Genomic DNA, 24,625 nt, shown 5'->3' with positions numbered 1-24,625 from the left:
ACGAACATGGATACCACCCGACTGACGCTCGGTTCCCTCGCCCGCGTCGAAGGGGAAGGCCGGCTGGCGTTCACGGTCCGACACGGCCGGGTTGAAGCCGCAGAGTTGAACATCTACGAACCCCCTCGATTCTTCGAGTCATTTCTCCGGGGCCGCGATTTCCGCGAGCCTCCCGACATCACATCCAGGATTTGCGGAATCTGTCCTGTCGCTTATCAAGTCAGCGCCTGCAACGCAATCGAGCAAGCATGCGGTGCGCACCTCACCCAACCGATTCTTGATCTGCGACGACTTCTGTATTGCGGCGAGTGGATCGCCAGTCATACATTGCATATCTACTTGCTGCATGCCCCTGATTTCCTGGGCGCGGCAGACGCCATCGAACTTGCCCGAATCGCGCGTCCCGACGTCGAACGTGGGCTCGCATTGAAGAAGGCGGGCAACGCGATTCTCGACATGATCGGTGGCCGATCGATTCACCCGGTCAACGTGCGCCTCGGCGGGTTCTACCGAGCGCCGACGTCCAGTGAACTCGCGCCCCTCGCCGAACAATTACACAGGGCACTCGACGATGCTCTCGCGACCGTGCAGTGGGTATCACACTTCGAGATCCCAGATGCCGAGGTGGATACCGAACTACTCGCACTGGCTCAGCCAGGCCGCTACGCGATCGAAGACGGCGTGTTGACAACCACATCCGGATCATCGTTCGCACCGGAGGAATTCTGCGATCACGTCGCGGAACGGCAAGTTCCGCATTCGACCGCGCTGCACGCGCACCTCGACGGCCAGGCCTATCTCACCGGACCGCTGGCTCGCTACAGCCTCCACTCCGCCGACCTCTCGGAGACCGCTCGTCAAGCGGCCACAGAGGCCGGCTTGGGAACAGTGTGTCGCAACCCGTTTCAAAGCATTGTGGTCCGCGCCGTCGAGACAGTGTTCGCCGTGGACGAGGCACTCCGCCTGATACGTGAGTATTACCGCCCGGAATCGCCGTACGTCGACATGTCACCCCGCGCCGCAACCGGGTACGGCGTCAGTGAAGCCCCCAGAGGCGTGCTGTACCACCGCTACCAACTCGATTCCGAGGGCCTAATCCTGCGGGCCACAATCATTCCGCCCACCTCGCAGAACCAGGCAGCAATCGAGAACGACCTCCGCAACACCCTCGCCGCGAACCTCAGGCTGACAGACGCCGAACTGACTGGACTGTGTGAGCGGACCATCCGAAACTACGATCCCTGCATCTCGTGTGCCACTCATTTCCTCGACGTGACAATCAACCGCGCATGACTGTCACAGTGGTCGGGGCCGGCAACGAATTCCGCCGAGACGACGGCGTAGGACCTGTGGTGGCGCGAACGATACAAAGCGAGCACCAGGCCGGCGTGAACGTGGTCATCGACAACGGTGAACCTTCAAGGCTGCTCGAAACATCGACGAGGTCAGATCTGGTGATCATCGTCGACGCTTCAGTCTGTGCTCCGTCTTCCGGCAGCCAGCCGCAACCTGCCGGAACAATTCGTCGGATCACGGATTGGTCGAGAGAGAACTCCGGAATACTCACCAGCTCACACGGACTGGGCATCATGGAGGCGCTGGCCTTGGCCGCCGCGCTCGGCCGAGAACCCTACCGCGTGGCGATCTACACGATCGAAGCGCACGACACCGACTACGGCATCGGGCTTTCACCCTCCGTTGCAGCTTCTGTCCCCGCGGTACTGTCTCTGATCGCAGCCGAAATCGCCGACGTGCAATCTCGGGATCTACCTCTTGGGACGTAACTCCGAGGTTATCGGAGGCGTGGCAGTGACCCGTGGCAGTGACCCGTGGCAGTGACCCGTGGCAGTGACCTTTGCCATCGATTGGCGTCGTTCGCCTCTACTTGGCCAATGTTCACCGGACAAGGCTGAAGCCACACCGGTTTCGAAGTGTCCGTGAGGATTGCACATGAAGCGACAGTGATGCGTGAACGGAACTTGACAAGTACACCACCACAGCCGAATTGACACCCAGGAACCTCGATAGGGAGGAATCTGATCGTGAACGAGAAGCATTGGTCAGTGGACATAACCATCGACGAGCACACCGCCGCAGAGGGCAACCGTACTCGGGCCATCGCACGCCTTCGATCGAGGGACGATACTCACATCGTCGGATCAGGTTTCGCTCGGTGCAACCCATCGGATCGCGATGTGCCCGAGATCGGTGACGAGCTCGCGGTCGCGCGTGCTCTTTCCCACTTGGCCCGTCAACTGATCGAGGCTACCGCTGCAGACCTCGAAAATGTCACGCACGAACCCGCCCACCTGAACGCCTAGCGACATCTCGGGAAGATGTCGAAATCGTAGAAATCGTTGTCGACCAAGGAGATGGCGATGTCGGATAAATTGACTCCCCTGGATGCGGCCTTCCTCGAGGTCGAGGACTCCGATCGACACGCGAATCTCTCAATAGGCGCGGTTGTAGTTGCCGAAGGACCCACACCCACCGACGACGATTTGATCGAGAGATTAAGCGCCCGAATTCGGTCCCTCCCACATGCTGCGGATCGGATTCACGTCATCCCACTCGATCTTGCTGCACCTACGTGGGTACCTGATCCGAATTTCGATCCAGCTCGCCACTTCACGCGGATCGGAGTGCCGAGTCCAGGGCGAATGTGCGACTTGACGGACACCGTCGCGTGGATCATGTCCGAACGACTCGATCGCGATCGTCCACTGTGGCAATGCTGGTTGATCGAAGGCCTCGAGGACTGCCGCTGGGCAATTCTCGTCAAGGCACACCACTCTCTCATCGATGGCGTTACCGGGGCCCGATTGTTCGACGTATTGTTCGACAAACCTCTCACCTCCGGACCGCCGACGGACAACGAGGCACCGAAAGGCCCGAAGTCGCTGTACGGCAAAATCATCGGATTCTATTGTTCGACGCTCAGGGCGCCGCAACGGTTGGCTCGGCGATCCGTCCGGATCGCGGAAGGCACTGCCCAGTTGGCGGGCGATCTACTGATCCCGAGCGCGAACAGTTCCCTGAACGGGCCGATTGGACATCAACGGCGATACGGGACAGCACAGGTGCGAATGCACGATGTAAGGACCATCTGTTCCGCCTTCGATGTCACCGTGAACGACGTTGCGCTGGCCTGCGTGACCAGTTCGCTGCGCTCACTTCTCCTCCACCGCAAAGAAGACATCAGCCGACATGCGGTGAGGACACTCGTCCCGGTCTCTGTTCGGGCATCGAACACCGGCACGTCGTTCCACAACGAGGTCTCTCTCATGCTTCCCTTCCTACCCGTCGAGATCGAGGATCCGGTGGACCGCTTGCAGACGATCCACCGCAGACTCTCCCGACACAAGAACGGTGGTGAATCAGGCAGTGGACAAACGATCACGGCAGCTGCTCAGTACGCACCATTCATGTCCTCCGCCTGGTTCATTCGGCTTGCGATGCGCGTTCCTCAGCGAAGTATCGTCACCGTAGTCACAGACGTTCCCGGTCCGACCGAAAAGCGCCGACTGCTGGGGCGAGAAATCATCGGTATCTATCCGTACGTGCCGATTGCAGTGCGGTTACGACTCGGATTCGCAATCCTCAGCTACCACGATCAACTCGCGTTCGGAATCACGGCTGACTACGACTCGGTCTCCGAAGTCCAACTTCTTTCAATGTCGGTGGAACAGGAAGTCGCCTCCCTACTTCGTTCCACGCGCAACCCTTCGTCCGCCGGCGAATTTCACTAGGTCAGTCGGACAGTCGCGCCCGGCCGGAGTTGTACCACTCGACCACGGCATTCGATCTCGATCGGCGGCTGGTTTCCGATCCCGGCGCTGACGTGCACTTCTCTTCCGTTGATCCGCAGTTGCAGGCGGTGGCCCCGGTAGAAGACGGGAAACTCGAGAACTCCGAGTGGTTTTGGCCAATGCGGGGAAAAGATCAGGCGGTCGCCGCGGGTCTCGAGCCCGGTGAAGCACCTTTGCAGCAAGTCGACGCTTCCCGCCATGGCGGCCAGGTGTATTCCCTCCGCGGTAGTTCCCCCCTGAACATCGGCAATATCGGAACGCAGTGCCAGGTCGAAGAATTCCATCGCCCGCTCGCGGTTGGCCCGAGCCAGCACCCAGGAATGGACGACACCACTGAGCGTCGAACCGTGCGAAGTACGTGCCATGTAATAGTCGATGGTTGCGGGGATGGCGTCACCCGAAAACTCGTAACCCAAACCATCAAGGATGCAACGCAACTCGTCAGCGGACAACAAGTAGAACAACATCACTACGTCGGCCTGCTTGGAAACCCTGTAGCAGTTGACGTCGTCCCCCTCTGCCTCGAGGAGTCGATCGAGGCGTTGTACGTCGCCGTATCGCTGACGATATGCGTCCCAATCCAGTTCGGGAAGGTCTGCGTACCCCTCGAACTGGCTGATGACATCGTCGTGAAACGGGACGAACATCTTGTGGGTAATGTCTCTCCAACGCTCGATCTCCACTGTGGGCAGTTCCAGCTTCTGAGTCAGATCCGACCGGATCTGAAGTGGCACAACTTCCAATGCCTCGAGTGCTCGCAGGATTACCCACACCGACATGACATTGGTATAGGCGTTGTTGTCGATCCCGTCACAGGGAGCATCCGGATATCCGGAGTGGAATTCGTCAGGGCCGATGATGCCCCGGATGACGTACCGTCCGCGCATCTGGTCGAGTGAAGCGAGATCCGCGTAGAACCGAGCGATTTCCACCAGCATTTCGGCCCCGAACTCGATCAGGTATTCCAAATCGCCGGTGACCTGATAGTACTGCCACACGTTGTACGCAATCGCGATGCCGCTGTGATGCTGGCGCCGACTCGGATCCGGGTTCCAGCGCCCGGATCTCGGATTGAGATGCAGTTGCTGGCTCTCTTCCCGTCCGTCACTACCCGACTGCCAGGGGAACATCGCTCCTTGATGACCGGTTTCGATCGCAGCCCGACGGGCCTCCCCTAATCGACGGTATCGATACCGGAGCAAGGACCGCGTCAGCGTAGGCAAGCGCAGGTTCAGAGCCGAAAAAACGAACAACTCGTCCCAGAAGATATGGCCACGATAGGCCTCTCCGTGCAATCCGCGAGCCGGCACTCCGGCGTCGCGGTCGGCGGTGTTCGGCGAGACCGTCTGCAGCAAGTGAAGTAGATGAAATCGGATTACACGCAGTGCGTGACCGTGACCTACGAGGTCGATGCCCATGCGATCCCACAGACTTGCCATGGCGAGAACGTGACCGTCGAGCATTACATCGAATCGGTCTAGACGAGACAGCCAGCGCTCGGCTTCGTCTGCGGGCTCGGTCACAGCGGGATCGCGTCCGGTGAACACCGTCACCATCTTCTCGAGAGTCGCCGAGCAACCCGCTGCAAGATGCAGAGATATGTCGTGCCCGATCCGACCCTCTCCTTCTACCAGTCGATACTCAGTCGAAGTCGAATCGCCATCGCTCCACACCGTATGCCGGGCGGCCATCGCCACCGGTATCCGTGAGCGATTGGTTTGCACCACGAGCAGAACCGCGTTCTCGGAAAGCTCTCTGGCCGTCAGCAGTTCGAGGTGTTGAGAGCCGAGTTCACGATAACGCTCCACCAACCTGTTGCGGACCGTACCGTCCAGTTCCGAGCGGATCTCGAGTAGGCCCGCCCAATCTTCAGCCACGATCGTCATCTCGAGCGCACAGGCGTGAGGGAGGTGCATGGCAACACATCTCCGCTGGACGACCGTGGTGGTGTATCCCTCAGTGTCGCGCACCCGGAATCGGCGCGTCAGCATTGCCCGGCGGAGATCGACGTACTGGCGGTACTCGAGCACCTCCACAGCATCGATATCGAACCACGGGCCCCCTTCGATCCGGAATGTCACCGGCAACCAGTTCGGCAGGTTGACGATGCTCTCGTTGTCGACTGTGATTCCCGATACTTCGTCCTGCAGGCGGTTGAAGATCCCCGCAGCGTACGTGCCCGGGTAGTGGATGGCCCCGGCGCGAGACTCCGGAGCACATCCCCTAGTGGCGAATGCTCCATTACCCAGGGTGCACAGTGCCTCCCTCAACTTCTCTGTGTTCGGGTCGTAGCCTTCGAAGAACACAGTCCAGGGATCGCCGGCAGGTGGCATCGTCTGCGCGCCGCTGCCCAGCAGATCTGCCAGCCATTGCACTAATTTACGGACCTGGACGGGACTGTCTACCGCGAACCGAGCAGCCGACCGCCGGTCGCCGTTCTCGAAGTGGCGCACCACGATCCCGACGCCGCGGTCTTGCAGCGCAACAAAAGCATCCTCGTCGGTGAAGTCATCGCCGATGTAAATCGGCAGCACGTTGTCGGCATCGACGAGGCGATCGAGAATCCAGTCCAGCGTTCGACCTTTGTCCCAGTCGACGTCGGGGCGGAGCTCGGCCACCATCCGTCCGCTGGTGGAACGAAGCCCGGTTCCACCCGCAACCTCCTGAACCATCGCGACAATCTCGGGGCCCCTGAGTGCATCTGCATTGCGATAGTGGACGGAGAGACCAAACCGCTTGCGCTCCAGGATAACCCCTGGAATACCGGTCAAACGATCACGCAGGATGTCCGCCGCGCGCTCGAGATTCTGCACCGAGGCCATGGCCAGCTCATTTCGATAGCGCTGCCCGTCCGGCCCGACGATTTCGAAACCGTGACTACCGGCGTACCAGATCCCGGTCATGCCAACTCGGGTCTCGATGTCCGCCAGATCGCGGCCGGTGATCACGCCGATCGTGCAATGGCGAGCCAGCCTCGCGAGATCTTCCTTCAGGCCATCGACGAGAGTGGCAGCGGCTGGGTCGTTCACGATGTTCGAGAGGGTACCGTCGAAGTCAAGAAAGACGACAGGTCGCCGGGAACGCAAAAGGGTCGTCAGCTGATCGCGTGATGTGAGAGCTTCCGGTATTTCCGACATTCGGCGGTCGTGACGACGTGGGTGGAGCGCAGGCATAGTCATGGACTCGACTCCAATGATTCATCGATGCCGGCGAGAACCCACTCGTCGCAAATATCGGACGCGATCGTCCACGAAGTATCGCCGGATTCCTTGATACACAATTTCTTTCGATGCCATCCTCTATTCGTCAACACATTCACCGCCTGGTTGTCGGACCATCAGGAGTGGGCACGGCGTTTTGTGCAGCAATGCTGTGCCGGTCGAGCCGATGTCCATCCCCGCGAAGCCGCCTCTTCCTCGGGTTCCGACCACAACGAGCTGGGCATCGGCCGCCAGAACCAGGAGATGACGAACAGGCCGGTCCCGAACCAGATTCCGCCGCACCCTGACCTCAGGGAATTGCTTCCACCACCTGGACACACTTTCCGCGAGCACCAACCGGCCTGCCGCCTCCACCGCGGCGCGGACCTCGGTCGCCGAATCGTCCTGCAGCGTAGACATATCCTGGTCGAAACAAGCGTGCAGCACGACCAGGGCCGCTCCACGAAGAGCACATTCTTCGAAGGCGAGACCGATGGCCGGATCACTGTTCATCGAGCCGTCGACGCCGACTACGACGGGTCCCGCGACGGGCTCGTCCCTTGACCAACCGTCTATCACTGCCACTGGGCATTTCGCTCGACGTGCTACCGCCGCGCACACCGAACCGACAAACCCTCTGGAGTACTCATCGAGCCCGCGACGACCGAGCACGATCATCGATGCATCCGCGGATCGATCGATGAGCGCTCCCGGAGCATACTGGTGTGACACTTCCCCCTGGACGTCGATCGATCCGGCAACTGTGTCAGCCCTGGCGATCCCAAGGGCCGTGGCAAGCACTCGATCTGCGCGGTCACATAACTCTCGGGCCAGGTACGGACCGTCTGCTGTGTATCGATAGGTCGTGCAGCAAACGAGCAGTAGAGGCAAGCCACGCAGGGTTGCCTCTCGCGTAGCCCACCCCAGAGCGTCCAGCGAGTGCTGAGACCCGTCTATTCCCACAATGATCGGAGATCTCACCATCAGGACCTCCACAACAATTGATATCAGCGTCGAACACCGATACGTCGGTGACCATCGCTTCCTCACCCACACAATTGTTCAGCTCAATCTGACTCCGGGGGCACGTCGTACAGCGCGGCGCCAGCGGTCACGCCCGCCCCTACCGCGACCAGCATCGTTCGGGAGCCGGCAAATCGTCGCGGTTTCTCCCTCGCCAAACCTGCGATCAGCGCAGCGGTGTGGATGTACTCGTCATCCGCCACGATGACCCGTGAGCTCGGTCTCCCCAGCCGTGTCGCGAGCGCTGAACGGAATGCCGGGCGAGCCGGAGCAGCCACTACGAAATCGACGTCGGCCAGAGCGATTTTCGCCTGCCGGAGACATGCGGTGACTGCTTCGTGACCGGCGGCGGCGTAGACGTCATCGAGCGAGTCGGTCTCCCGGAAACGCAGGATGTTTCGATTGTTTGCCTGACCGACAGTTGCCCGGAAGGAATCGCCGCTGTCGAGATCATTGACCCAATGCACCGGGCCGAGCCCATACCGATCCTCGGTCCAGCGGCACAACGCCGCTCCGCCTGCTGCAGAAAACGGAAAGCTCTCGCTGAGCCGGTGCCCCGGGTCTGCATCGCTGGCAACGACGAGAGCCAGTTCGATCACACCAGAGCGAAGGAATCCATCGACGATCTGCAGCGCGGTCAGAACGCCACAGGTGCCATTCGCGATATCGAAGGAGAAGGTCCCGTGTTCGCCGGTATGAGGGTCTTCCGGATGAGCACCGATGTCGTCCTGGATCAGCGCGGCCAGGGCCGGCTCACCAAGGTTTCGGTCGCGGTACAACCCTGCGTTAACGAGCAGATCCAAATCGTCCGGGCTGCGACCGGCCTTTCCGAGGCACGACTGAGCCGCCACTACCGCAAGGTGCAGTGCGCTGTGCCGCCTCAGCCATCCAGCCCGAGTGACGTTCACCTGCTCAATGATCGTTCCCATAGCACGCCACCAGTTCTTCGTCGATTTCCACCAGCACTACCCCGATCTCCAGCCCGGAAGCCAAGGAGATCAATGCCACTGTCTCTCCCGGTTTGATCCGGCCGGCTTCGAGTTCTTCGACCAACGCCACGGTGTGGGTTGTCGAGGCCGTGTTCCCGTATCGATCGACGGTGATGACCGCGTCATGGCGCGGACTGTCGCCGAACGACAGCGCCATCTCAGCCATGCCCTTCTTGATTGCCCGCGCCGAAGTTTGATGGGTGATCACATGGTCGATGTCATGGATCGACAGTCCGAGAGTGTCGAGTACCTCGTGCAGGAGTAACGGGGTATCGGCGATGGCGGCCTTCTGAATGGCTCGCGAATTGGTGAACATGCGAGCACCCGGCTCGCTGCCCTTCGGGTAAGCGAGACACAACCGGCTGTAGTCCGCGACCGTTGTAAACCCGGCGACGCGGATCCCGGCTGCACCGACGGGCGCCCGTTCGAGTACAAGTGCGGCGCCGGCATCGCCCAAGGTCAAGGAAGCCAATTCTCTGCTCAATATGTTGTGAATATGCTTGGCAGCATTGTGACCGAGCTGGGAAATATACTCACCGCTGACAACCAGCGCCCGCTCGATCAAGCCCAGGCGGATCCAATTGTTGGCCACCATCACCCCAGTGAGCATCCCAGCGCAAGCATTCGAAAGGTCGAAACTCATAGCCCGGTCTGCACCGAGGGTGCGCGCGACGGCACTACTCATCGTCGGTTCGAGCCATTGAGTCATGCCGCCCCGAAACTTGGTGATACTGCAGCTGATCACCACATCTATCGACTCGGCGGCACAACTCGACCGATGCAAGGCATCCCGCGCGGCTGCTGTTGCGAGAGTGTAGGAATCCTCATCGCCCACGCTGACCCGACGCTCGTGGATCCCAGTCAGTCGTTCGAGGTCGATACCAGTGTCGTGGCGTGTTGTCGCCATCAAGTCCTCAGTCGTGAGTCTTGTGACGGGAAGATGCCGACCTGCCCCCGCCACCCGCGTTCGATACGGCACTCGTCTGTCATTACTTTCCGAATCCGTCAACAGCCAGTGTTTGACCATGTCACTTGATACCTCACGCCGGGATTGGATCTGGAGCTAGTGCATCGACATCATCTGCATGGGTGGAAGTATGCCCATGCCGTGGAGACACATCATGAACATATGGAACATTTGCATGGCATCCATGGCTGTCACCTCCTTCTTTGCTTGTACCGAATCACTCACGGGGATGGGTCTGTTCGCAGAATCGTCAATCGGCTTCGATACTCGTTCTCATCAATTTCCCCACGCGCGAATCGCTCGGCAAGAAGTTGTTCTGCGCTGTGTTGCGGCGGCGGAAAACTTGTCGGCGGACTGCTACCGGCCGGCCGAATCGCCGACTCCGGAGGTCCGTGTCCGGCATAGCGAATGAGCAGAAAGATGCCCAAGATCAGCAGGCCCCAGAACAGGGCCATACCTACGAACATCAAGAGGTAACCCCAACTCCAACCACTCGAATAATGGTCGTGCATCACAGCGAGGCCTCCAACGTCTCCATGCGTGTCGTCCGCACTCCCTCCAGCGGAGAACTCACGCTTCCCCCCTCATGATGCGCCCTTTCACAACGCACATACAGGGTCTTTCTGCTCGTATCCACAGGTGTGGCCAAGGCTCCGCATCCTGCCGCAAGTCCTTCTTTCGAGAGCACTTCGGCACCATCTGTCACAAGAGACCCAGCCGAGGAATCCTTCCGATCCACGAGGTGTTTCAGAGGAGTAACGAGGTGGTAATCAGCGACCGCCGACTGAAGAGAAGTGGACGTCATGACGAACCTCCCCGAGTTCGAGGAGCGACTCCCGACCGCCGATACACCCGCGGTCCCTCGCGATGTCTCAGCAGAGTCCCCGGTTCGGTCCACTCCGCGCGTCATGCTCGTCGATCCACGGTTCGGTCAGCTGGCCGCACAGTTCTTTCGCCTCTTCGAGCGCCCCTCCAGCGGCGGCGGCGCACTGGCGGTATATCTGGGAGGGGAACCTGTCGTCGATATCTGGGCCGGGTGGTCGACCCCAGACACCCGCTGGCAATCTGACACCGTGTCCGTGTCTTTCTCCACCGGAAAAGGCGTCGCGAGTACAGTTTTGCACCGTCTCGTCGAACGCGGGCTGATCGATTACGACACACCCGTCGCAGAGTATTGGCCCGAATTCGCAAGCGCCGGTAAGGACACCGTGACAGTACGGCAGCTGTTGGCTCACCGGGCTGGGCTGCATCGTGTACGAGGACTGGTTCCCGGCCGATTGGCGATGCTCGATCACGACAGCATCGCCAATGCCCTTGCTTCGGCCACTCCGGACCAACGCCGCCTCGGCGCACCCGGATACCACGCAGTCACATTCGGATCTCTCGTCGCCGAACTCACAACTCGCGCCACCGGCTCATCATTTACAGACCTCGTCCGCACCGAGATCGCGGAACCTCTTGGTATTCCAGAATTCTGGTTCCAGGTCCCCGAAGACGAACGGCATCGGATCGCGAGGTTGTTCCCCCACATCAATCAGTTCAAAATGCCGTGGGATACCGCTTCGTTCGCTTTGGCCCGGATACCGGCGCTCAGAAATATCGCGGATGCCGGCATGCCGGCAGGTTTCGACGAACTCGTCCGCAATCCCGCGATCCATGACTACGTGATGCCCGGCTGGAACGGCGTGTTCAGCGCGCGTGCCCTTGCTCGTATGTATGCAGCACTTGCCAACGAGGGAATTGTGGGTGGAATCAGGTTTCTGAGCGAAGACACCCTGGAACAGGTCAGCGAAGTGCAGACCACTGCGCGCGATTACGTACTCGGAATCCACATGAACTGGAGACTCGGCTATCACTCGGCGTTCGTCACCAGCCGCACTCGGTCGCTGCAGGCCTTCGGGCACTACGGCCTCGGCGGATCAGGCGCGTTCGCCGATCCCGAAACTCGTTTGTCCGTCGCTTTCGTCACGAACAGAATGGGCGGCCCCCTAACTCCGTTCGCCGACCTCAGGCTGGCTGGATTGGGCGCCAAAGCGGAAGCCATCGCCCGCACGTTGTAGGCCGCCGATCAGCGACGTCGCGTCCACCGCCAGAATTCGTCGCATCCCCACACCAATACCGGCAACGGCAGTAACCACAGAACCTGATACCACGTGGGCGAGACTGTGCCGAATAGGCGCTGCGCCGTCGGAACCGTCACCACAACAGCGGCAAAGACAACCTCGAACGCAATCCCCCAGAGCAACAAACGGTTCGAGAACAGCCCGATCTCCCGCAAGGACGCTCGCTCAGTGCGAGAAGCGACGGCGGTACCGATCTGACACGAAACGATCCCGAGGAAACTCATTGTCGTCGCCAGCTTCCAGGTGTGCTCGAGTGCACCTGACGACACGTCAGCCCCGAATGTCCAGCCTCCGGACACGAGAGTTGCTATGAACAACACCATGACTGCTGCAGCCGACACGCCCCCCCAGGACGCCCCACGATCGGACCAGCATCGCCTTGTCCACGACATTTTGTGAAGCCTTTCGCGGCGCCCGATCCATCAAACCAGGTTCCTCCCGTTCCCGACCGAGAGCCAACGCCGGCAATGTCTCGGTACCCAAATCGATTGCCAATATTTGCATTACGGTCAATGGAAGTGGAATCTGACCACCGGAGAGCGCATAGACGAGAAAGGGCACCACTTCCGGTGTCGCGTGAGCGAAAATGTAGACGATAAATTTTCGGACATTGTCGTAGACCCTGCGCCCAGCTTGGACCGCGTCGACGATCGTGGCGAAATTGTCGTCGGTGAGAACCATCGTCGCAGCCTCCCGAGCGACGTCGGTGCCCGAGCGCCCCATCGCCACTCCGATGTCCGACCGTCGCAGAGCTGGAGCATCATTGACACCGTCGCCGGTCATCGCGACCACATAGCCACCGGCGCGTAGTGCATCCGTGATCCGAAGCTTCTCTTCAGGTGAACTACGAGCGAAGATGATCTCGTTGTCGGTGTAAAGGAGCCTGTCGAGATCCTTCTCCGACATACCTTCGAGTTCAGATCCGGTTACTACTTGTAAGCCCGCATTGCCGATTCCGACACTCTCCGCGATTCCGCGTGCAGTGAGTCCGTGATCGCCCGTCACCACGATGATGCGTATTCCGGCCGTATGACATTTTGCCACCGCCGCACGGACTTCTGGTCGCGGAGGATCGATCATCGCCACGATCCCCAGCAATGTCATGTCGCGCTCGATATCTCGACGACAGAGTTGTTCAGCCTCCTCGGCGGTGGCCGATCGTTCTGCCACAGCGATCAGTCGCAATCCTTCACGTGCCCACCTGTGGACCACCGCTGCCACTTCCGAGCGCTCCGAGGACTCGAGACCATGCTCGGACGCCCCAGAGCCGACGATGCGGACGCACAAAGACAGAATCTCTTCCGGCGCCCCCTTCGCCTGGATCCGAAATCGATCACCGACTCGGTCTACCGTCGACATCCTACGAAGCTCGGGATCGAACGGAAAAATAGTGTGATGTGCTTGGATGGCCGCGTTTCGCGGCTCCCCGATGTGTTCCGCCGCCCTCAACAATGCCACCTCGGTGGGATCCCCCGAGTCGCACTCGTCGCCGTCCCCTGACCCCTCCCTGAGCTCTGCAGTACAACAGGATGTGATCGCGTGTGCCAGACGACGCGGCACGGTCCCCTCGGGCCACGGATCGGTGGCCGCATCGTCTGCATCGAAGGTCAGAACGTCGCTCGGCATCCATATCCTGGTTACTCGCATGCGGTTCTGTGTCAGCGTCCCGGTCTTGTCCGTACAGATCACGCTGGTGGAACCGAGCGTTTCCACTGCCGAGATCCTTTTGACCAACGCACCTCGTTTAGCAAGGGTGCGTACTCCGACTGCCAGCGCCAACGTGATGATCGGAAGGAGCCCTTCGGGAACGTTGGCAACCAGGAGTCCGATTGCGAAGTTGATCGAATCTCCCCAGGACAGTCCCGCGATCAGGCTACCGAGGGGGATGAATGCCGCGCCCATCACCACCGCTACACAGGCGATCAGCCAGGCAACCTTCTTCACTTGTTTCTCGAGTGGACTCTCGTCACGACCCCCCGCTGGGAAAGGGCAGCAATCCGTCCGATCTCGGTACGCATACCAGTGGCGAAGACCAATCCCATGGCTTTGCCGCCGAGCACATCCGTTCCACTGAAGGCGATGTCTCGGGCCGAAACCAAAGCTCCTGCGTTACTTGTCGAATCCGCAGAAACAGTGACCGGAACCGACTCTCCGGTCAGTGTGGACAGATCTACCTGCACCGAGCCCGATATCAGTCGCGCGTCCGCCGATACCCGGCCGCCTTCGTCGAGAACGATCACATCACCTGGCACCAAGGTCCGTGCATCCACCACTTGCTCGGCGCGGTCACGGACCACCACCGCCGTTGCCGGGAGAAATGCAGAGAGCGCCTCCACCGCTTGTTCGGCATGTAACTCCTGAACGAACGCGAACACCGCATTGACGAGAATCACCAGAACGATTGCCACGGCCAGCGGAGAGGCTCCACTGACAACAGCAAGTCCGGCGGCAACCCACAACAGCAACGCGAGGGGATGAGTCAACTGCCGGAGTATCTCGCCAGGCCACTCACGTCCACGCCGACGCTGCAGTTCGTTGGAACCGTGAACGAGGGACCGTCGTTCGGCTTCTCTGGCCGAGAGACCTTGCCGATCTGACCTGAGATCTCGAAACATTCGTTCCACGGATTCACGCGGATTCACCGCATCTGATTCCGAATCAGCGACCGCTTCAGACACACGCACACCTCCTCGCGAACCAAGAACCAAGTGCAACTGCTTCGATCGAGGTTTCACCGTCCGAGAACGCGATACCAGGGCACTCGGTAGTCAACTCAGGCCGTATGGCCTCACTGATCGAAACAGTGTCCGCCTGCCGTGCAACTAGTGACATTCGGCCATGTATGCAATCGACACCGCGACGCAAAGCTGGACGAAGACCGGACATGCCTGCAGGTCCGCCCGCCCGCACGACGGTGCTCGTCTGGCCCCCTGCCCCGCACAGAATCGAGAATCACCGTGAGCGCCACCATCGTCGTCGTCGTGGTTGCGACAATCCTGTTCCTGATTTTCGCAATGGCAATACGAATCGTCACACAGTACGAGCGCGGTGTTCATTTCCGGCTGGGGCGGATCATCGCGGTACGCAATCCCGGTCTGACACTCATCATTCCCGCGGTCGACCGGATGACCAAGGTCTCGATGCGTATCGTCACGATGCCGATCCAGTCGCAGGGAATTATCACCCGCGACAACGTCAGCGTCGATATCGCGGCCGTCGCATATTTTCGCGTCATCGACGCGGAGAAATCCGTGGTGACCATCGAGAGCGTCAACTCTGCCATCGACCAGATCGCGCAAACCACTCTCCGAAACGTGGTAGGTCAGCATTCCCTCGACGAGGTTCTGTCGGAAACGGCCGTGATCAACACCAGCATCCGTCAGATACTCGATACCACGACACTCGACTGGGGCGTCGAGGTAACGCTGGTAGAGCTCAAGGACATTCAGCTTCCGGAAAGCATGAAGCGAGCCATGGCGCGTGAAGCAGAGGCCGAACGAGAGAAGCGGGCAAAGATCATCGCAGCGGAAGGGGAAGCGCGAGCCGCCGCTGCGCTCGGCGAAGCGTCGGACACAATGATGGACCACCCGTTGGCGCTACAACTGCGCAACCTGCAGACCCTCGCAGAGCTCGGCGTCGAGAAGAACACCACCGTGGTCTTCCCCGCACCCCTGATGAGCGCAATCGGCGAACTCGGTTCGTTTCTTCATCGGGAAAACGCATCTGCGGAGGATCTCTCCAGTCATGGTGCGAAGGAAAACGCCATGAAAGAGACAACTTTCAACGCAAGCTCCCTCAGCGCCAGCCGACCGTGATGCCTCCACTCCAGACCGGTCCAGGAGGCCGGCACCATGCGTAAAGATCTGATTCACACGACGGGACGGCCCACTCGCTGGTGGAACCAAGCTCCCTGGTCTTCGAACCGACTCATGCGTCCGTCGGATCGTATCTGGTCCTCCTTGGTCATCGCCGCAGTCGCAATCGGGACTCTTGCGATACCTGTCGCAGCAGCAGTCGGCACGTCCGTCTACGCGTCCGGCCGAGCGCGAATCGAACAGCAACAGCACGTCGACAGCCAATGGAGTGGCACGGTGAGTCCCGACCCGGTTCCCGGGACAAAAGACATGGGAGCCGCGCGCAAGGTCGTGGCATGGACCATGAACGGAACTGCACGCACCGAACCATTGGTTGCTCACTTCAGCGCACGTCCCGGTGACACGATCGCCGTGTGGACGAATGCAACGGGCGATCAGGTTCCGCCTCCCCCTCAGACGTCGAGCACGGCTGTCGACGGAATCGCTGCTGCGATCACGTTGTATTGTGCGAGCGTTCTTGCTGTGCACGGAATGCTCACTGCCGCAAAAATACTGATCAGTTGGCGCAACGGTCGCGCCTGGGATGCAGAGTGGTCGGGGGCCTTCCCACCACACGCATGAAGTAACAAAAGTCCAAGTGGATTCGTCTGCGACTGGATTCGTCTGCGACGCAGATCAACTGCTACTCCCTTCCCTCTCCGATCGATCTGCGAGGACGAAATAGCTCTCTTCTTCCTGACGGAAATGCAACTTCAGCACCGCATAGAGACCGTAGAGACACGCGAGAAGGTCTCCGACCTGAGCATCGTCCACCGCTCCCAGCTTGTCCGCGGCCCTGACATGATTCTCGACCCGTCGGCAGAGTCTCTCGATCTCGGAGTGAGCGTCGGCCACCGCCGAGATGGAATCCGCGCCACCCAACGAACGCTCTAGTGCTGGATACAGTTTCGCCCCCTCGGCCCGCTCGTGCGGAAGAACCACCTCCTGGAGAAACCGATTGGTCTGATGAAGTCGCCGCATTGCCAACACACGGTCGTCACCCGAGAGAGCATCCGCAGCGACACGAATCGAATCGAGATCTGCGCGCATACGACGCTCCAACTCAGGTTCGAGCTTCGGCACACTCGACCGTCCGTGCCCAAGCGCACGTAACGCGTTCAGTATCACTGCAACATCTATCAACTCCTGCAACAAGGCACCCACCGCCGGAGCCAGCAATCCGAACGCTGCAAAAGCCATCGCGACCACAGAAAGCCCGGTACCGACAGTGGCACTCTGCACAGCAATTCGACGAGATCGCCGAGCAATATCCATTGCATCGGCTACCCGAGACAACCGGTCTGTCGTCAAGACGATGTCAGCCGCTTCAGACGATGCCGTCGCACCTCGTGCACCCATGGCGATACCGACCGATGCTGCGGCCAGCGCCGGCGCGTCGTTTATTCCGTCTCCCACCATGACGGTCACCGCGCGCTCGGATTCTTCGCGTACTCGCACGACCTTGTCGGCAGGTTCCTGTTCCGCATGAACCGCGTCCAGTCCGAGGACACATCCGACCTCGACTGCAGGTTCCGGACGGTCGCCAGTCAGCATCACGATCTTGCCGATGCCGGCCGATCGCAAGCGCCGTATCGTCCAAGGTGCGTCGTTGCGAATCGGATCGATCAGCAGTAGCGCCCCGCTGAGTTGATCGTCGATCCGCACCCACACCACGACCGCTCCGTCGAGCCTCGCGCGATTCTCCACTGATGCGGCCCAGCCGGGGCGGTCGATCGCGCCGGCGATTCTGCCGACTTCGACGACATGACCGTCGACCGTTGCGGTCACTCCATACCCTGGCCGTTCGGTCACCGATTCGGGTGTACTGAGCAACAAACCCTGCGCTCGCGCACTTCGAACGATGGACTCCGCCAAGATATGTGAGGACACTTGGTCTGCGGATGCAGCCAGGCGGAGAATTGAAGAGCTGTCGACATCCTCTCCGCAGACGATATCCGATTGTGTGGATTTCCCTGTGGTCAAAGTCCCCGTCTTGTCGATAACGAGAGTCTTGACATTTCCGAGCCTCTCCAGTGCACCGCCGGACCTGACGATCACACCGATCCGCGATGCCCGTGAGAGACCGGAAACGATAGCAACGGGTGCAGCCAGCAAAAGCGGACACGGGGTCGCGACGACTAGTACGGCAACCGCACGTGTGGCAGAGCCACTCGACATCCACGCAAAGCCACTCACGAGCAGTGTCACGGGTATGAACCACGCCGCCACGCGGTCGGCCACACGCACGATCGGCGCACTGTCGGCGGCCGCTTCCTGGGCAAGCGAAACCACCGCCGCGTACGTGCTCGATCTGGCCGTTCGACTCGACTCGATTCGACAACCACCACCCGCATTCACCACGCCACTGCGAACCGGATCACCGATCGAGCGCTCCACTACTTTCGATTCACCCGTCAGAGCGGATTCGTCGAAGACTGCCGGTTCACCGACAATCCATCCGTCCGTGGGTACGACGTCCCCGGAGCTGAGGAAGATTCGGTCGCCTGGCTCGATCTCGTCGACCGCAACCGTCCGAAGTTGGCCGCGCTCTTCGCGTTGCGCAATCCTCGGAACATGTTCACGAAGGGAACGAAGATCTCGCGCCGCTCGACGATTGGCCGCCGCATCGAGGGTTCGCCCGGTCGCCAGCATGACTGCAATCAACGCACCGGCCAGATACTCCCCTACCAAAATCGTTCCGAGCAGCGACAGAACTGCAATGACATCGACGCCCGCCCGTCCTCTGCGCAACCCGTCGACAACCCACCACCCTGCCGGCAGCAACGCCGCAATTGTCCCCAAGGCCCACATCCCGTCGGCAACGGCGCGCTGATCGAGCGACCAGGCGAGAACGCCACCGGCGAGCGCAGACACAGTCGCGATCAGGAGAAGGGACTCGGCTTTCGTCGTCACGCGCTGGAACAGGTCTCGGATCAGCGACATGATTCCAGCGTCGTCATTGCCGCGCCGTGACCACTAGTGCCGTAATGCCCGACTAAGACACCGCAATGCCCCGCGACGGCTGACCGCTGTTTAGTCCAGACTTGAAGGATCGAGGAATCGAGCATCTCCGTGCGGGAACCGCTTCAGTTCGAGGGGAGATCAGATGAGCATTCATGCTTCGTATCTCGACGTAAAGGAAACGACTACCGGGGTCGTCGTACTTGTAGGTGACCGCGCGTACAAGATCAAAAAGGCCATTTCCACGCCATTCCTCGACTTCAGCGAACCTTCACGACGAGAGGACGCTCTGCAACGTGAACTCACGTTGAACCAAAGGATCTGCGAGGGTGTCTACCGCGGAGTGACACACGTGGTCGACCCGGTCGACCAGTCGAGCGAGCCGATTCTGGTAATGGTGCGTATGCCCGATGAGCGAAGACTGTCCGCGTTGGCTGCGACGAACCAGGATGTCGCACTCGCATTGGACGAGATCGCAGCGGCAGTGTCGGACTTTCACAGGCGAGCAGCCAGGGGCGAGCGAATATCCGAACAAGGAACATCAACAGGCGTCGGACACCGATGGGTATCGAATCTTGCCGAATTGCGCCAATTGTGTTCGGGTCTCGTCCCGCCCTGCCGACTCGATCACCTCGAGTCGATGTCTACGAGATACCTGTGTGGGCGTCGGTCCCTGTTCGATTCGAGAATCGCCGAAGGTTGCATCGTGGACGGCCACGGAGACCTTCTCGCGGACGATATTTTCGTAATGCCCGACGGACCCAAGATTCTCGACTGCCTCGACTTCGACGACCAACTCAGATTCGTCGATATTCTCGACGACAGCTGTTTCCTCGCCATGGACCTGGAGTTTCTCGGCTATGAGGATCTTGCGAGCGAGTTCCTTGCCTCGATCGTCGCGAAATCGAAGGACCAGCCGCCGATTTCGTTGATCGACCATTACATCGCCTATCGCGCCACGGTTCGTGCCAAGGTCGACGCTCTGCGTCTGCAGCAAGGCGATTCGAATAGTCAGGCCGCGCTCGAACGGCACCTTGATCTTGCCGACAACCACCTGCGCAACGGCGAAGTTCGACTATGCCTGGTGGGCGGCTTTCCGGGAACCGGTAAAACGACATTATCCCTCGCTCTTGCCGCACACACCGGCGCTACAGTCATCTCCAGCGACCGCGTGCGGCGCGAACTCGTCGATGCCGGCGCACTCCGCGGCTCCGCCGACGCCTATCAATCGGGACTGTATTCGCCCGACTCGGTTCACACCGTCTACAGCGAAATGCTCGATCGTGCCCGCGATCACCTCTCGATGGGTGAGTCGGTCGTACTCGATGCAACATGGGCTCGGTCTCGACACCGCAGGGAAGCCGAACTGTTATGCACCTCAACAGCGTCGACGTTGATCAGCCTGTCGACCAGCACACCGCTACCTGTCGCCGTTCAACGAATAGCAACGCGCACGAATACGCTTTCCGACGCCACGACGGCTACTGCAGCCGCCATCGCGCAAGGCCACGACCCTTGGCCCGAATCGACCGCGATCGATACCGACACATCCATCGACGTCAGCGCCGAGTCGGCCGTAGATGTCTGGCGCCGGTCAGTGAGTGTGTGTAAAGGTGTCAACTCGACACGGTGAGCACCTCTTCGAGTGGACGACGGCCTGTGCCCCTTGGTCGATGTTCCTCGATACGTGTTTCGCTCCCTGCGGCATCGATCACCGCGTCGGACGGTTCTCTCTCCAACCCGACACGAATCATCACCTGTGGATTCTGAAGTGTCTCGCCGGATCTCGAAGCAACATCTCGAACGATTTCCCGACTTGATTCCACTTCGGTCAAATGTGTCAGAGGGCAGGTTGCCAGGTGCGACGCGGTGGCATGTAACAGCAGCGAGGACATCGCCTGACCTACGTTCAGCCAGTCGGTCGGTGTGTCCGTAACCGTACTGAGCAGTATCAATGCTGCATCGTCCCTCACTCCATGCCCGATCCTCAGTTGCCCCGAAGGAAACGCTCGTGCAGACGCAGACTCGTGAATCGACAATGCATCCGGCAACGCACTGCGCGGAACACCGTCTGCGGTCGGAGCCGAGCGTATCCAACTCTCCAACTCGTTCCAGTACGCCGGATCGCTCTGATGCTCCTCCGCGGCCACTGTGGCCGCTCGGGCGAGCATGTCCCCGAACTGCGGTGACAAACTGATCGCCGACGCCCCGAACACCGAGGCTTGCCGCGCAAGGCCGACCAGCGACCCGACGGGGGGTGCATCGAATGGCCGTCGGTCGGAGCGGCGGCGTTCCAACGATGCGAAGAGGCCCGCGTCGGCACTCATCGCGCGCGCTCGCCCTCTGAAGGTGATCACCGCGAGCAGGTCGGGTTGCCCACGGTCGGGAAACGTCGCGACAATTGGCTCGATGAGGTTGTGTTCCAATGTAACTCGCAAATGATGCAAGGCGGCGCCACAGCTGATGATCAGTTGCCTGCCGGCAGGATCCTCCACCGGGATCGAGCGCAGCCGATCGACGCGGAGTTCAAGTTCACCGCGCCGCAGTCGCCACGCCCACGGTTGGACGTTGTGAACAGACGGCGCCGCGCAGGCCCAACGGACAGCGTTGCTGATCGTCTCGGAATCCGCGCTCACGTAGCGCACCATGGTTAGATCACTCTCGTCGAAGTCGTCTGCTGTCGGACGAGCGGCAAACGTCTCTGTTGATCGTGCGCCTCGCCCCGCACTGTTCGCTACGGCCCTTTGTCAATCAACTTGTGTCAATCATCGAACTCTCGTGAGGCATCCTCGGTTCGTGCGGAGTACTTGAATTCACCGCCACGGAGTTGTTCCGTGATCTTGTCCGCCCACGCATCGATGTCGGCCCAGTCTCGAGCATCCGAGTATCGACCGCCCATGATCTTGAAGACAATGCGCCCGACCAGGGGCCAGTCTCCACGTGTCAACGCACCAGCGAACCGGCGATGGTCTCGCAAGTCCGCGGATTTGCGAAGTTTTGTCACCGTCCTCGGTTCAGTCGCCGACTTTCTGATTCGACGAGTCAGTCGCGTAGACAGAAGCGTCGATGTCTCGCCCCATGTCGCGACCGAGAAGGCCCACACCGGTTGAGTCTTCACTTCCACCCTCCGTCGATCGACAACGACTGTGGCGGAGGGCAACCAATCCATGTCGTGAATGGCGCTTCCCAAGATCACAGCGTCGAACCATTCGTGCCCTGGGCTCTCGACCGCAGGAAACATCTTCACGTCGAATCCTGCAGCACCACACCGTTCCGCGATCCTTCCGGCTACACCTCGCGTCGATCCTTTGGCACTCGCGTACGCGATCAGAATCTTGGTCATCGTCACTCGTTCCCATCAGGAAGGGGAACCGACCAGACGAGAGTTGTACCGCCGCCATCAGGGGACTGTGCGTCAAAGGTCCCACCCAAGGCGAATGCTCGCTCGCACAGATTCTTCAGCCCGCGCCGATGTGCACCTGGTGGCAAGCCGATTCCGTCATCGGCGATCGTGACGGTCAATGAATCGTGCACATCTATGACGATCGCTACGGTGGACGCCTGCGCGTGTCGGACCACATTGCTGAGCGCCTCTCGCACCACCGCCTCAGCTTGCTCGCCCAGAGACGGATCGACGACAGACAGTGGGCCCCTTACTTGGACCGTTACCCGCAGATCGGTGTCAGCGCTCGTCTCGGCGACAACTTGGTTCAGGCGACTCCGAAGTGAAGGGGCGCCGTCCTCGGTCGCATGCAAGTCGAAGATGGCACGGCGAATGTCTTGAATGATGTCCTGCAAGTCGTCGATGGTCCCACTGAGCCTTTGATGTATGTCAGGAGCCCGCGTCCGCTGGAGCGTGCCTTGAACAGACAATCCGACAGCAAAGATTCGCTGAATCACGTGATCGTGGAGATCACGCGCGATCCGATCACGGTCAGCAAGTATGTCGAGTTCTGCCATTCGCCGTTGATTGTCTGCCAGCCGCAGTGCAACAGCCCCTTGATCGGCAAAGGCCGACATGGACGCCAACTGATCCGCTCCGTATTGCTCCGCCCCAAGCAATTTCAATACCGCCAGGACTCCTCGAACCTGTTGTCCGTCTCGAAGTGGCAGCACGATCGCAGGTCCGTAGTCATGTCCCTCACCGAACCCCGGATCGAATTCCAATGACTCCGTCACAATCGGAAATTTGTTCCGGTAGACCGCGCCCGATGTGGAGAAGTCCAACGGAATTCCGTGTCCGACCAAGGTTTCGGAATCAAGCCCACTCGCGACAGTGACCACCAACTCGGCGGTCGCTACTCCCGTCAGCTCAGGATCCGGAGGTACCGCCAGAAATGCGCAGTCAGATGAAGTGAGTGACAACGACTTGTCTGCGATCAGTTGGAGAACCCCGAGCGCATCGGCGCCGGCCAACAATGCTGTCGTTACCTCGCCGGTCGCGAGCAGCCATTCTTGTTTCATTTTCGTCAGGGCGTACAGCTGGGAGTTGTCGATCGCGATGCCGGCGGCCGATGCGAGCGCGAGAACGATCATCTCGTCGTGCGCGGTGAAAGCTCGCCCGTTCGACTTCTCGGTGAGGTAGAGATTGCCGAACACCTGGCCACGAGTCTGTATCGGTACGCCGAGAAAGGTTTTCATCGGCGGATGATGGTCGGGGAAACCCACGGAGGCCTCATGTTTTGACAGATCATCCAACCGCAGTGGCTTCGGATCAGAGATCAGGGCGCCGAGCACACCGCGTCCGCGGGGGAGGTCACCTATCAGTTCCCGCCCGGTCTCGTCGATTCCTTCGTAGACGAATTGCTTCAGTTCCTCACTGTCGCCGACCACTCCGAGTGCACCGAACCTGGCATCGACCAACGCGATAGCGGATTTGACGATCGTACGCAGAGTCGTATCCAAGTCGAGTCCTGCCGAGACCGCCAGTAGAGCTTCGAGAAGTCCGTCGACATGAATGCCTTCGCCGGACGGCACGCCGAAGTCGTTCGGTACCATTCCGGCATGAGCTTCAGAACCCGGCTCGGAGTGAGTCATGGCTGCGGAAGGTGCTCGTGCATCTTCGTTGCCAGTATCGCCGCTTGAGTTCTACGCTCCACGCCGAGTTTGCTCAACAAACGGGAAACGTAATTCTTCACGGTCTTCTCCGCCAAAAACATTCGCGCCGCAATCTGTCGATTCGTCAGGCCTTCACCAAGTAATCCCAGCAATACGCGCTCCTGCTGGCTCAGTTCCTCGAATGGGCCGTTCTTGTCAGCCGCATCGGTACGCAATTTCGCCATCAACGCCGCAGCAGCTCTGTTGTCGAGCAACGATTTCCCCGCGCCGACATCTCGCACCGCCCTGGCCAAGTCCAGTCCCTTGATGTCCTTGACCACGTAGCCACTGGCACCGGCCAGAATCGCATCGAGCATCGCCTGATCGTCTTCGAACGAGGTGAGGATGAGGCATCGCAATGCAGGCAACTTCGACAACAACTCGCGACACAGTTCGATCCCGTTTCCATCCGGAAGCCGAACATCGAGAACAGCCACGTCTGGTTTCAGAGCAGGTATTCGTGCCATCGCGTGGGCATAATTCGACGCCTCCCCTACTACCCTCAGCCCCGGGTCTCCCTCGAGTAACTCCACGAGGCCACGGCGCACAACCTCGTGATCGTCCACCAGAAATACGTCGGTCATGTGATCATCCGTCCTCAC

General features: G+C 60.1%; 18 protein-coding genes and 1 pseudogene. 8 read left to right on the top strand and 11 right to left on the bottom strand.

What is annotated here, in order from left to right; all coding sequences use genetic code 11:
- Nucleotides 1–6 precede the first annotated feature (6 nt).
- The 4 genes from R4P65_RS10800 (at nt 7) to R4P65_RS10785 (ending at nt 3,749) form a co-directional block, all read left to right on the top strand.
- The gene (locus R4P65_RS10800; protein ID WP_317826472.1) at nt 7–1,293 is read left to right on the top strand and encodes a Ni/Fe hydrogenase subunit alpha; all 1,287 of its coding nucleotides are present in this window, start codon (nt 7–9) and stop codon (nt 1,291–1,293) included.
- Nucleotides 1,290–1,784, top strand: a complete 495-nt coding sequence (locus R4P65_RS10795; protein ID WP_317826471.1) for a hydrogenase maturation protease — start codon at nt 1,290–1,292, stop codon at nt 1,782–1,784. The genes R4P65_RS10800 and R4P65_RS10795 overlap by 4 nt, the downstream gene beginning before the upstream one ends.
- A 258-nt stretch (nt 1,785–2,042) precedes the next feature.
- On the top strand, nt 2,043–2,321 hold the full coding sequence (locus R4P65_RS10790; RefSeq protein ID WP_019748709.1) for a DUF1876 domain-containing protein: 279 nt from the start codon (nt 2,043–2,045) through the stop codon (nt 2,319–2,321).
- 57 nt (nt 2,322–2,378) lie between these two features.
- Nucleotides 2,379–3,749 carry a wax ester/triacylglycerol synthase family O-acyltransferase gene (locus tag R4P65_RS10785; RefSeq protein WP_031333443.1) on the top strand — a complete coding sequence of 457 codons (1,371 nt, stop codon included), beginning with the start codon at nt 2,379–2,381 and terminating at the stop codon, nt 3,747–3,749.
- On the opposite strand, the gene otsB is transcribed toward R4P65_RS10785, so the two are convergent.
- From otsB to R4P65_RS10765, 4 genes are all read right to left on the bottom strand, one after another.
- Nucleotides 3,746–6,988: a trehalose-phosphatase gene (gene otsB / locus R4P65_RS10780; RefSeq protein ID WP_317826470.1), complete on the bottom strand. Its 3,243-nt coding sequence runs from the start codon at nt 6,986–6,988 to the stop codon at nt 3,746–3,748. The two genes, R4P65_RS10785 and otsB, sit on opposite strands and share 4 nt — an antisense overlap.
- Before the next feature lie 120 nt (nt 6,989–7,108).
- On the bottom strand, nt 7,109–7,993 hold the full coding sequence (locus R4P65_RS10775; protein WP_317826469.1) for a universal stress protein: 885 nt from the start codon (nt 7,991–7,993) through the stop codon (nt 7,109–7,111).
- An 83-nt stretch (nt 7,994–8,076) separates the two neighbouring features.
- Nucleotides 8,077–8,961: a 3-oxoacyl-ACP synthase III family protein gene (locus tag R4P65_RS10770; protein WP_317826468.1), complete on the bottom strand. Its 885-nt coding sequence runs from the start codon at nt 8,959–8,961 to the stop codon at nt 8,077–8,079.
- Nucleotides 8,945–10,048, bottom strand: coding sequence for a 3-oxoacyl-ACP synthase III family protein (locus tag R4P65_RS10765; protein WP_317826467.1), 1,104 nt, complete (start codon nt 10,046–10,048; stop codon nt 8,945–8,947). Before R4P65_RS10765 ends, R4P65_RS10770 begins: the two co-directional genes overlap by 17 nt.
- Nucleotides 10,049–10,791: 743 nt before the next feature.
- Between R4P65_RS10765 and R4P65_RS10755 the strand changes: the two genes are divergently transcribed.
- On the top strand, nt 10,792–12,048 hold the full coding sequence (locus R4P65_RS10755) for a serine hydrolase domain-containing protein (protein WP_411742532.1): 1,257 nt from the start codon (nt 10,792–10,794) through the stop codon (nt 12,046–12,048).
- Nucleotides 12,049–12,056: 8 nt separating this feature from the next.
- On the opposite strand, the pseudogene R4P65_RS10750 reads toward R4P65_RS10755, so the two are convergent.
- Nucleotides 12,057–14,055 (bottom strand): annotated as a pseudogene (locus tag R4P65_RS10750) (cation-translocating P-type ATPase).
- Nucleotides 14,052–14,789, bottom strand: a complete 738-nt coding sequence (locus R4P65_RS10745; protein WP_317826466.1) for an HAD-IC family P-type ATPase — start codon at nt 14,787–14,789, stop codon at nt 14,052–14,054. Before R4P65_RS10745 ends, R4P65_RS10750 begins: the two are co-directional and overlap by 4 nt.
- A gap of 336 nt (nt 14,790–15,125) precedes the next feature.
- Here R4P65_RS10745 and R4P65_RS10740 point away from each other — a divergent pair, with 336 nt between their 5' ends.
- Complete coding sequence (locus R4P65_RS10740; RefSeq protein WP_080656743.1) at nt 15,126–15,926, top strand: slipin family protein; 801 nt, start codon at nt 15,126–15,128, stop codon at nt 15,924–15,926.
- 36 nt (nt 15,927–15,962) lie between these two features.
- Entirely contained in the window at nt 15,963–16,547 is a 585-nt protein-coding gene (locus R4P65_RS10735; RefSeq protein ID WP_317826465.1) for a hypothetical protein, read from the top strand.
- Between the two features lie 54 nt (nt 16,548–16,601).
- On the opposite strand, the gene R4P65_RS10730 is transcribed toward R4P65_RS10735, so the two are convergent.
- Nucleotides 16,602–18,908 carry a heavy metal translocating P-type ATPase gene (locus tag R4P65_RS10730; RefSeq protein ID WP_317826464.1) on the bottom strand — a complete coding sequence of 769 codons (2,307 nt, stop codon included), beginning with the start codon at nt 18,906–18,908 and terminating at the stop codon, nt 16,602–16,604.
- Between the two features lie 163 nt (nt 18,909–19,071).
- Between R4P65_RS10730 and R4P65_RS10725 the strand changes: the two genes are divergently transcribed.
- Nucleotides 19,072–20,559 carry an AAA family ATPase gene (locus tag R4P65_RS10725; RefSeq protein WP_317826463.1) on the top strand — a complete coding sequence of 496 codons (1,488 nt, stop codon included), beginning with the start codon at nt 19,072–19,074 and terminating at the stop codon, nt 20,557–20,559.
- On the opposite strand, the gene R4P65_RS10720 is transcribed toward R4P65_RS10725, so the two are convergent.
- The 4 genes from R4P65_RS10720 to R4P65_RS10705 form a co-directional block, all read right to left on the bottom strand.
- Nucleotides 20,543–21,562, bottom strand: a complete 1,020-nt coding sequence (locus R4P65_RS10720; RefSeq protein WP_317826462.1) for an Acg family FMN-binding oxidoreductase — start codon at nt 21,560–21,562, stop codon at nt 20,543–20,545. The genes R4P65_RS10725 and R4P65_RS10720 overlap by 17 nt on opposite strands.
- Nucleotides 21,563–21,687: 125 nt before the next feature.
- Entirely contained in the window at nt 21,688–22,269 is a 582-nt protein-coding gene (locus R4P65_RS10715; RefSeq protein WP_080656740.1) for a flavodoxin domain-containing protein, read from the bottom strand.
- Nucleotides 22,270–22,271: 2 nt separating this feature from the next.
- Nucleotides 22,272–23,963: a GAF domain-containing sensor histidine kinase gene (locus R4P65_RS10710; RefSeq protein WP_317826461.1), complete on the bottom strand. Its 1,692-nt coding sequence runs from the start codon at nt 23,961–23,963 to the stop codon at nt 22,272–22,274.
- Nucleotides 23,960–24,607, bottom strand: a complete 648-nt coding sequence (locus R4P65_RS10705; protein ID WP_020907981.1) for a response regulator transcription factor — start codon at nt 24,605–24,607, stop codon at nt 23,960–23,962. The genes R4P65_RS10710 and R4P65_RS10705 overlap by 4 nt, the downstream gene beginning before the upstream one ends.
- Nucleotides 24,608–24,625: the final 18 nt, after the last annotated feature.

The sequence above is a fragment of the Rhodococcus sp. IEGM 1318 genome (assembly GCF_033142465.1).
Classification (GTDB): domain Bacteria; phylum Actinomycetota; class Actinomycetes; order Mycobacteriales; family Mycobacteriaceae; genus Rhodococcus_F; species Rhodococcus_F qingshengii_B.
Note: the sequence above shows the minus strand (reverse complement) of the source record. Positions and strands in the feature narration are given on the sequence as shown.

Bases quoted from the DNA above. Each gene is read 5' to 3' on its own strand.
- R4P65_RS10800 (WP_317826472.1), top strand. From the start codon at position 7: ATGGATACCACCCGACTGACGCTCGGTTCCCTCGCCCGCGTCGAAGGG.
- R4P65_RS10730 (WP_317826464.1), bottom strand. From the start codon at position 18,908: ATGTCGCTGATCCGAGACCTGTTCCAGCGCGTGACGACGAAAGCCGAG.
- R4P65_RS10715 (WP_080656740.1), bottom strand. From the start codon at position 22,269: ATGACCAAGATTCTGATCGCGTACGCGAGTGCCAAAGGATCGACGCGA.
- R4P65_RS10775 (WP_317826469.1), bottom strand. From the start codon at position 7,993: ATGGTGAGATCTCCGATCATTGTGGGAATAGACGGGTCTCAGCACTCG.
- R4P65_RS10710 (WP_317826461.1), bottom strand. From the start codon at position 23,963: ATGACTCACTCCGAGCCGGGTTCTGAAGCTCATGCCGGAATGGTACCG.
- R4P65_RS10755 (WP_411742532.1), top strand. From the start codon at position 10,792: ATGACGAACCTCCCCGAGTTCGAGGAGCGACTCCCGACCGCCGATACA.
- R4P65_RS10785 (WP_031333443.1), top strand. From the start codon at position 2,379: ATGTCGGATAAATTGACTCCCCTGGATGCGGCCTTCCTCGAGGTCGAG.
- R4P65_RS10770 (WP_317826468.1), bottom strand. From the start codon at position 8,961: ATGGGAACGATCATTGAGCAGGTGAACGTCACTCGGGCTGGATGGCTG.
- R4P65_RS10795 (WP_317826471.1), top strand. From the start codon at position 1,290: ATGACTGTCACAGTGGTCGGGGCCGGCAACGAATTCCGCCGAGACGAC.
- R4P65_RS10740 (WP_080656743.1), top strand. From the start codon at position 15,126: ATGGCAATACGAATCGTCACACAGTACGAGCGCGGTGTTCATTTCCGG.
- R4P65_RS10735 (WP_317826465.1), top strand. From the start codon at position 15,963: ATGCGTAAAGATCTGATTCACACGACGGGACGGCCCACTCGCTGGTGG.
- otsB (WP_317826470.1), bottom strand. From the start codon at position 6,988: ATGACTATGCCTGCGCTCCACCCACGTCGTCACGACCGCCGAATGTCG.
- R4P65_RS10765 (WP_317826467.1), bottom strand. From the start codon at position 10,048: ATGGTCAAACACTGGCTGTTGACGGATTCGGAAAGTAATGACAGACGA.
- R4P65_RS10725 (WP_317826463.1), top strand. From the start codon at position 19,072: ATGAGCATTCATGCTTCGTATCTCGACGTAAAGGAAACGACTACCGGG.
- R4P65_RS10705 (WP_020907981.1), bottom strand. From the start codon at position 24,607: ATGACCGACGTATTTCTGGTGGACGATCACGAGGTTGTGCGCCGTGGC.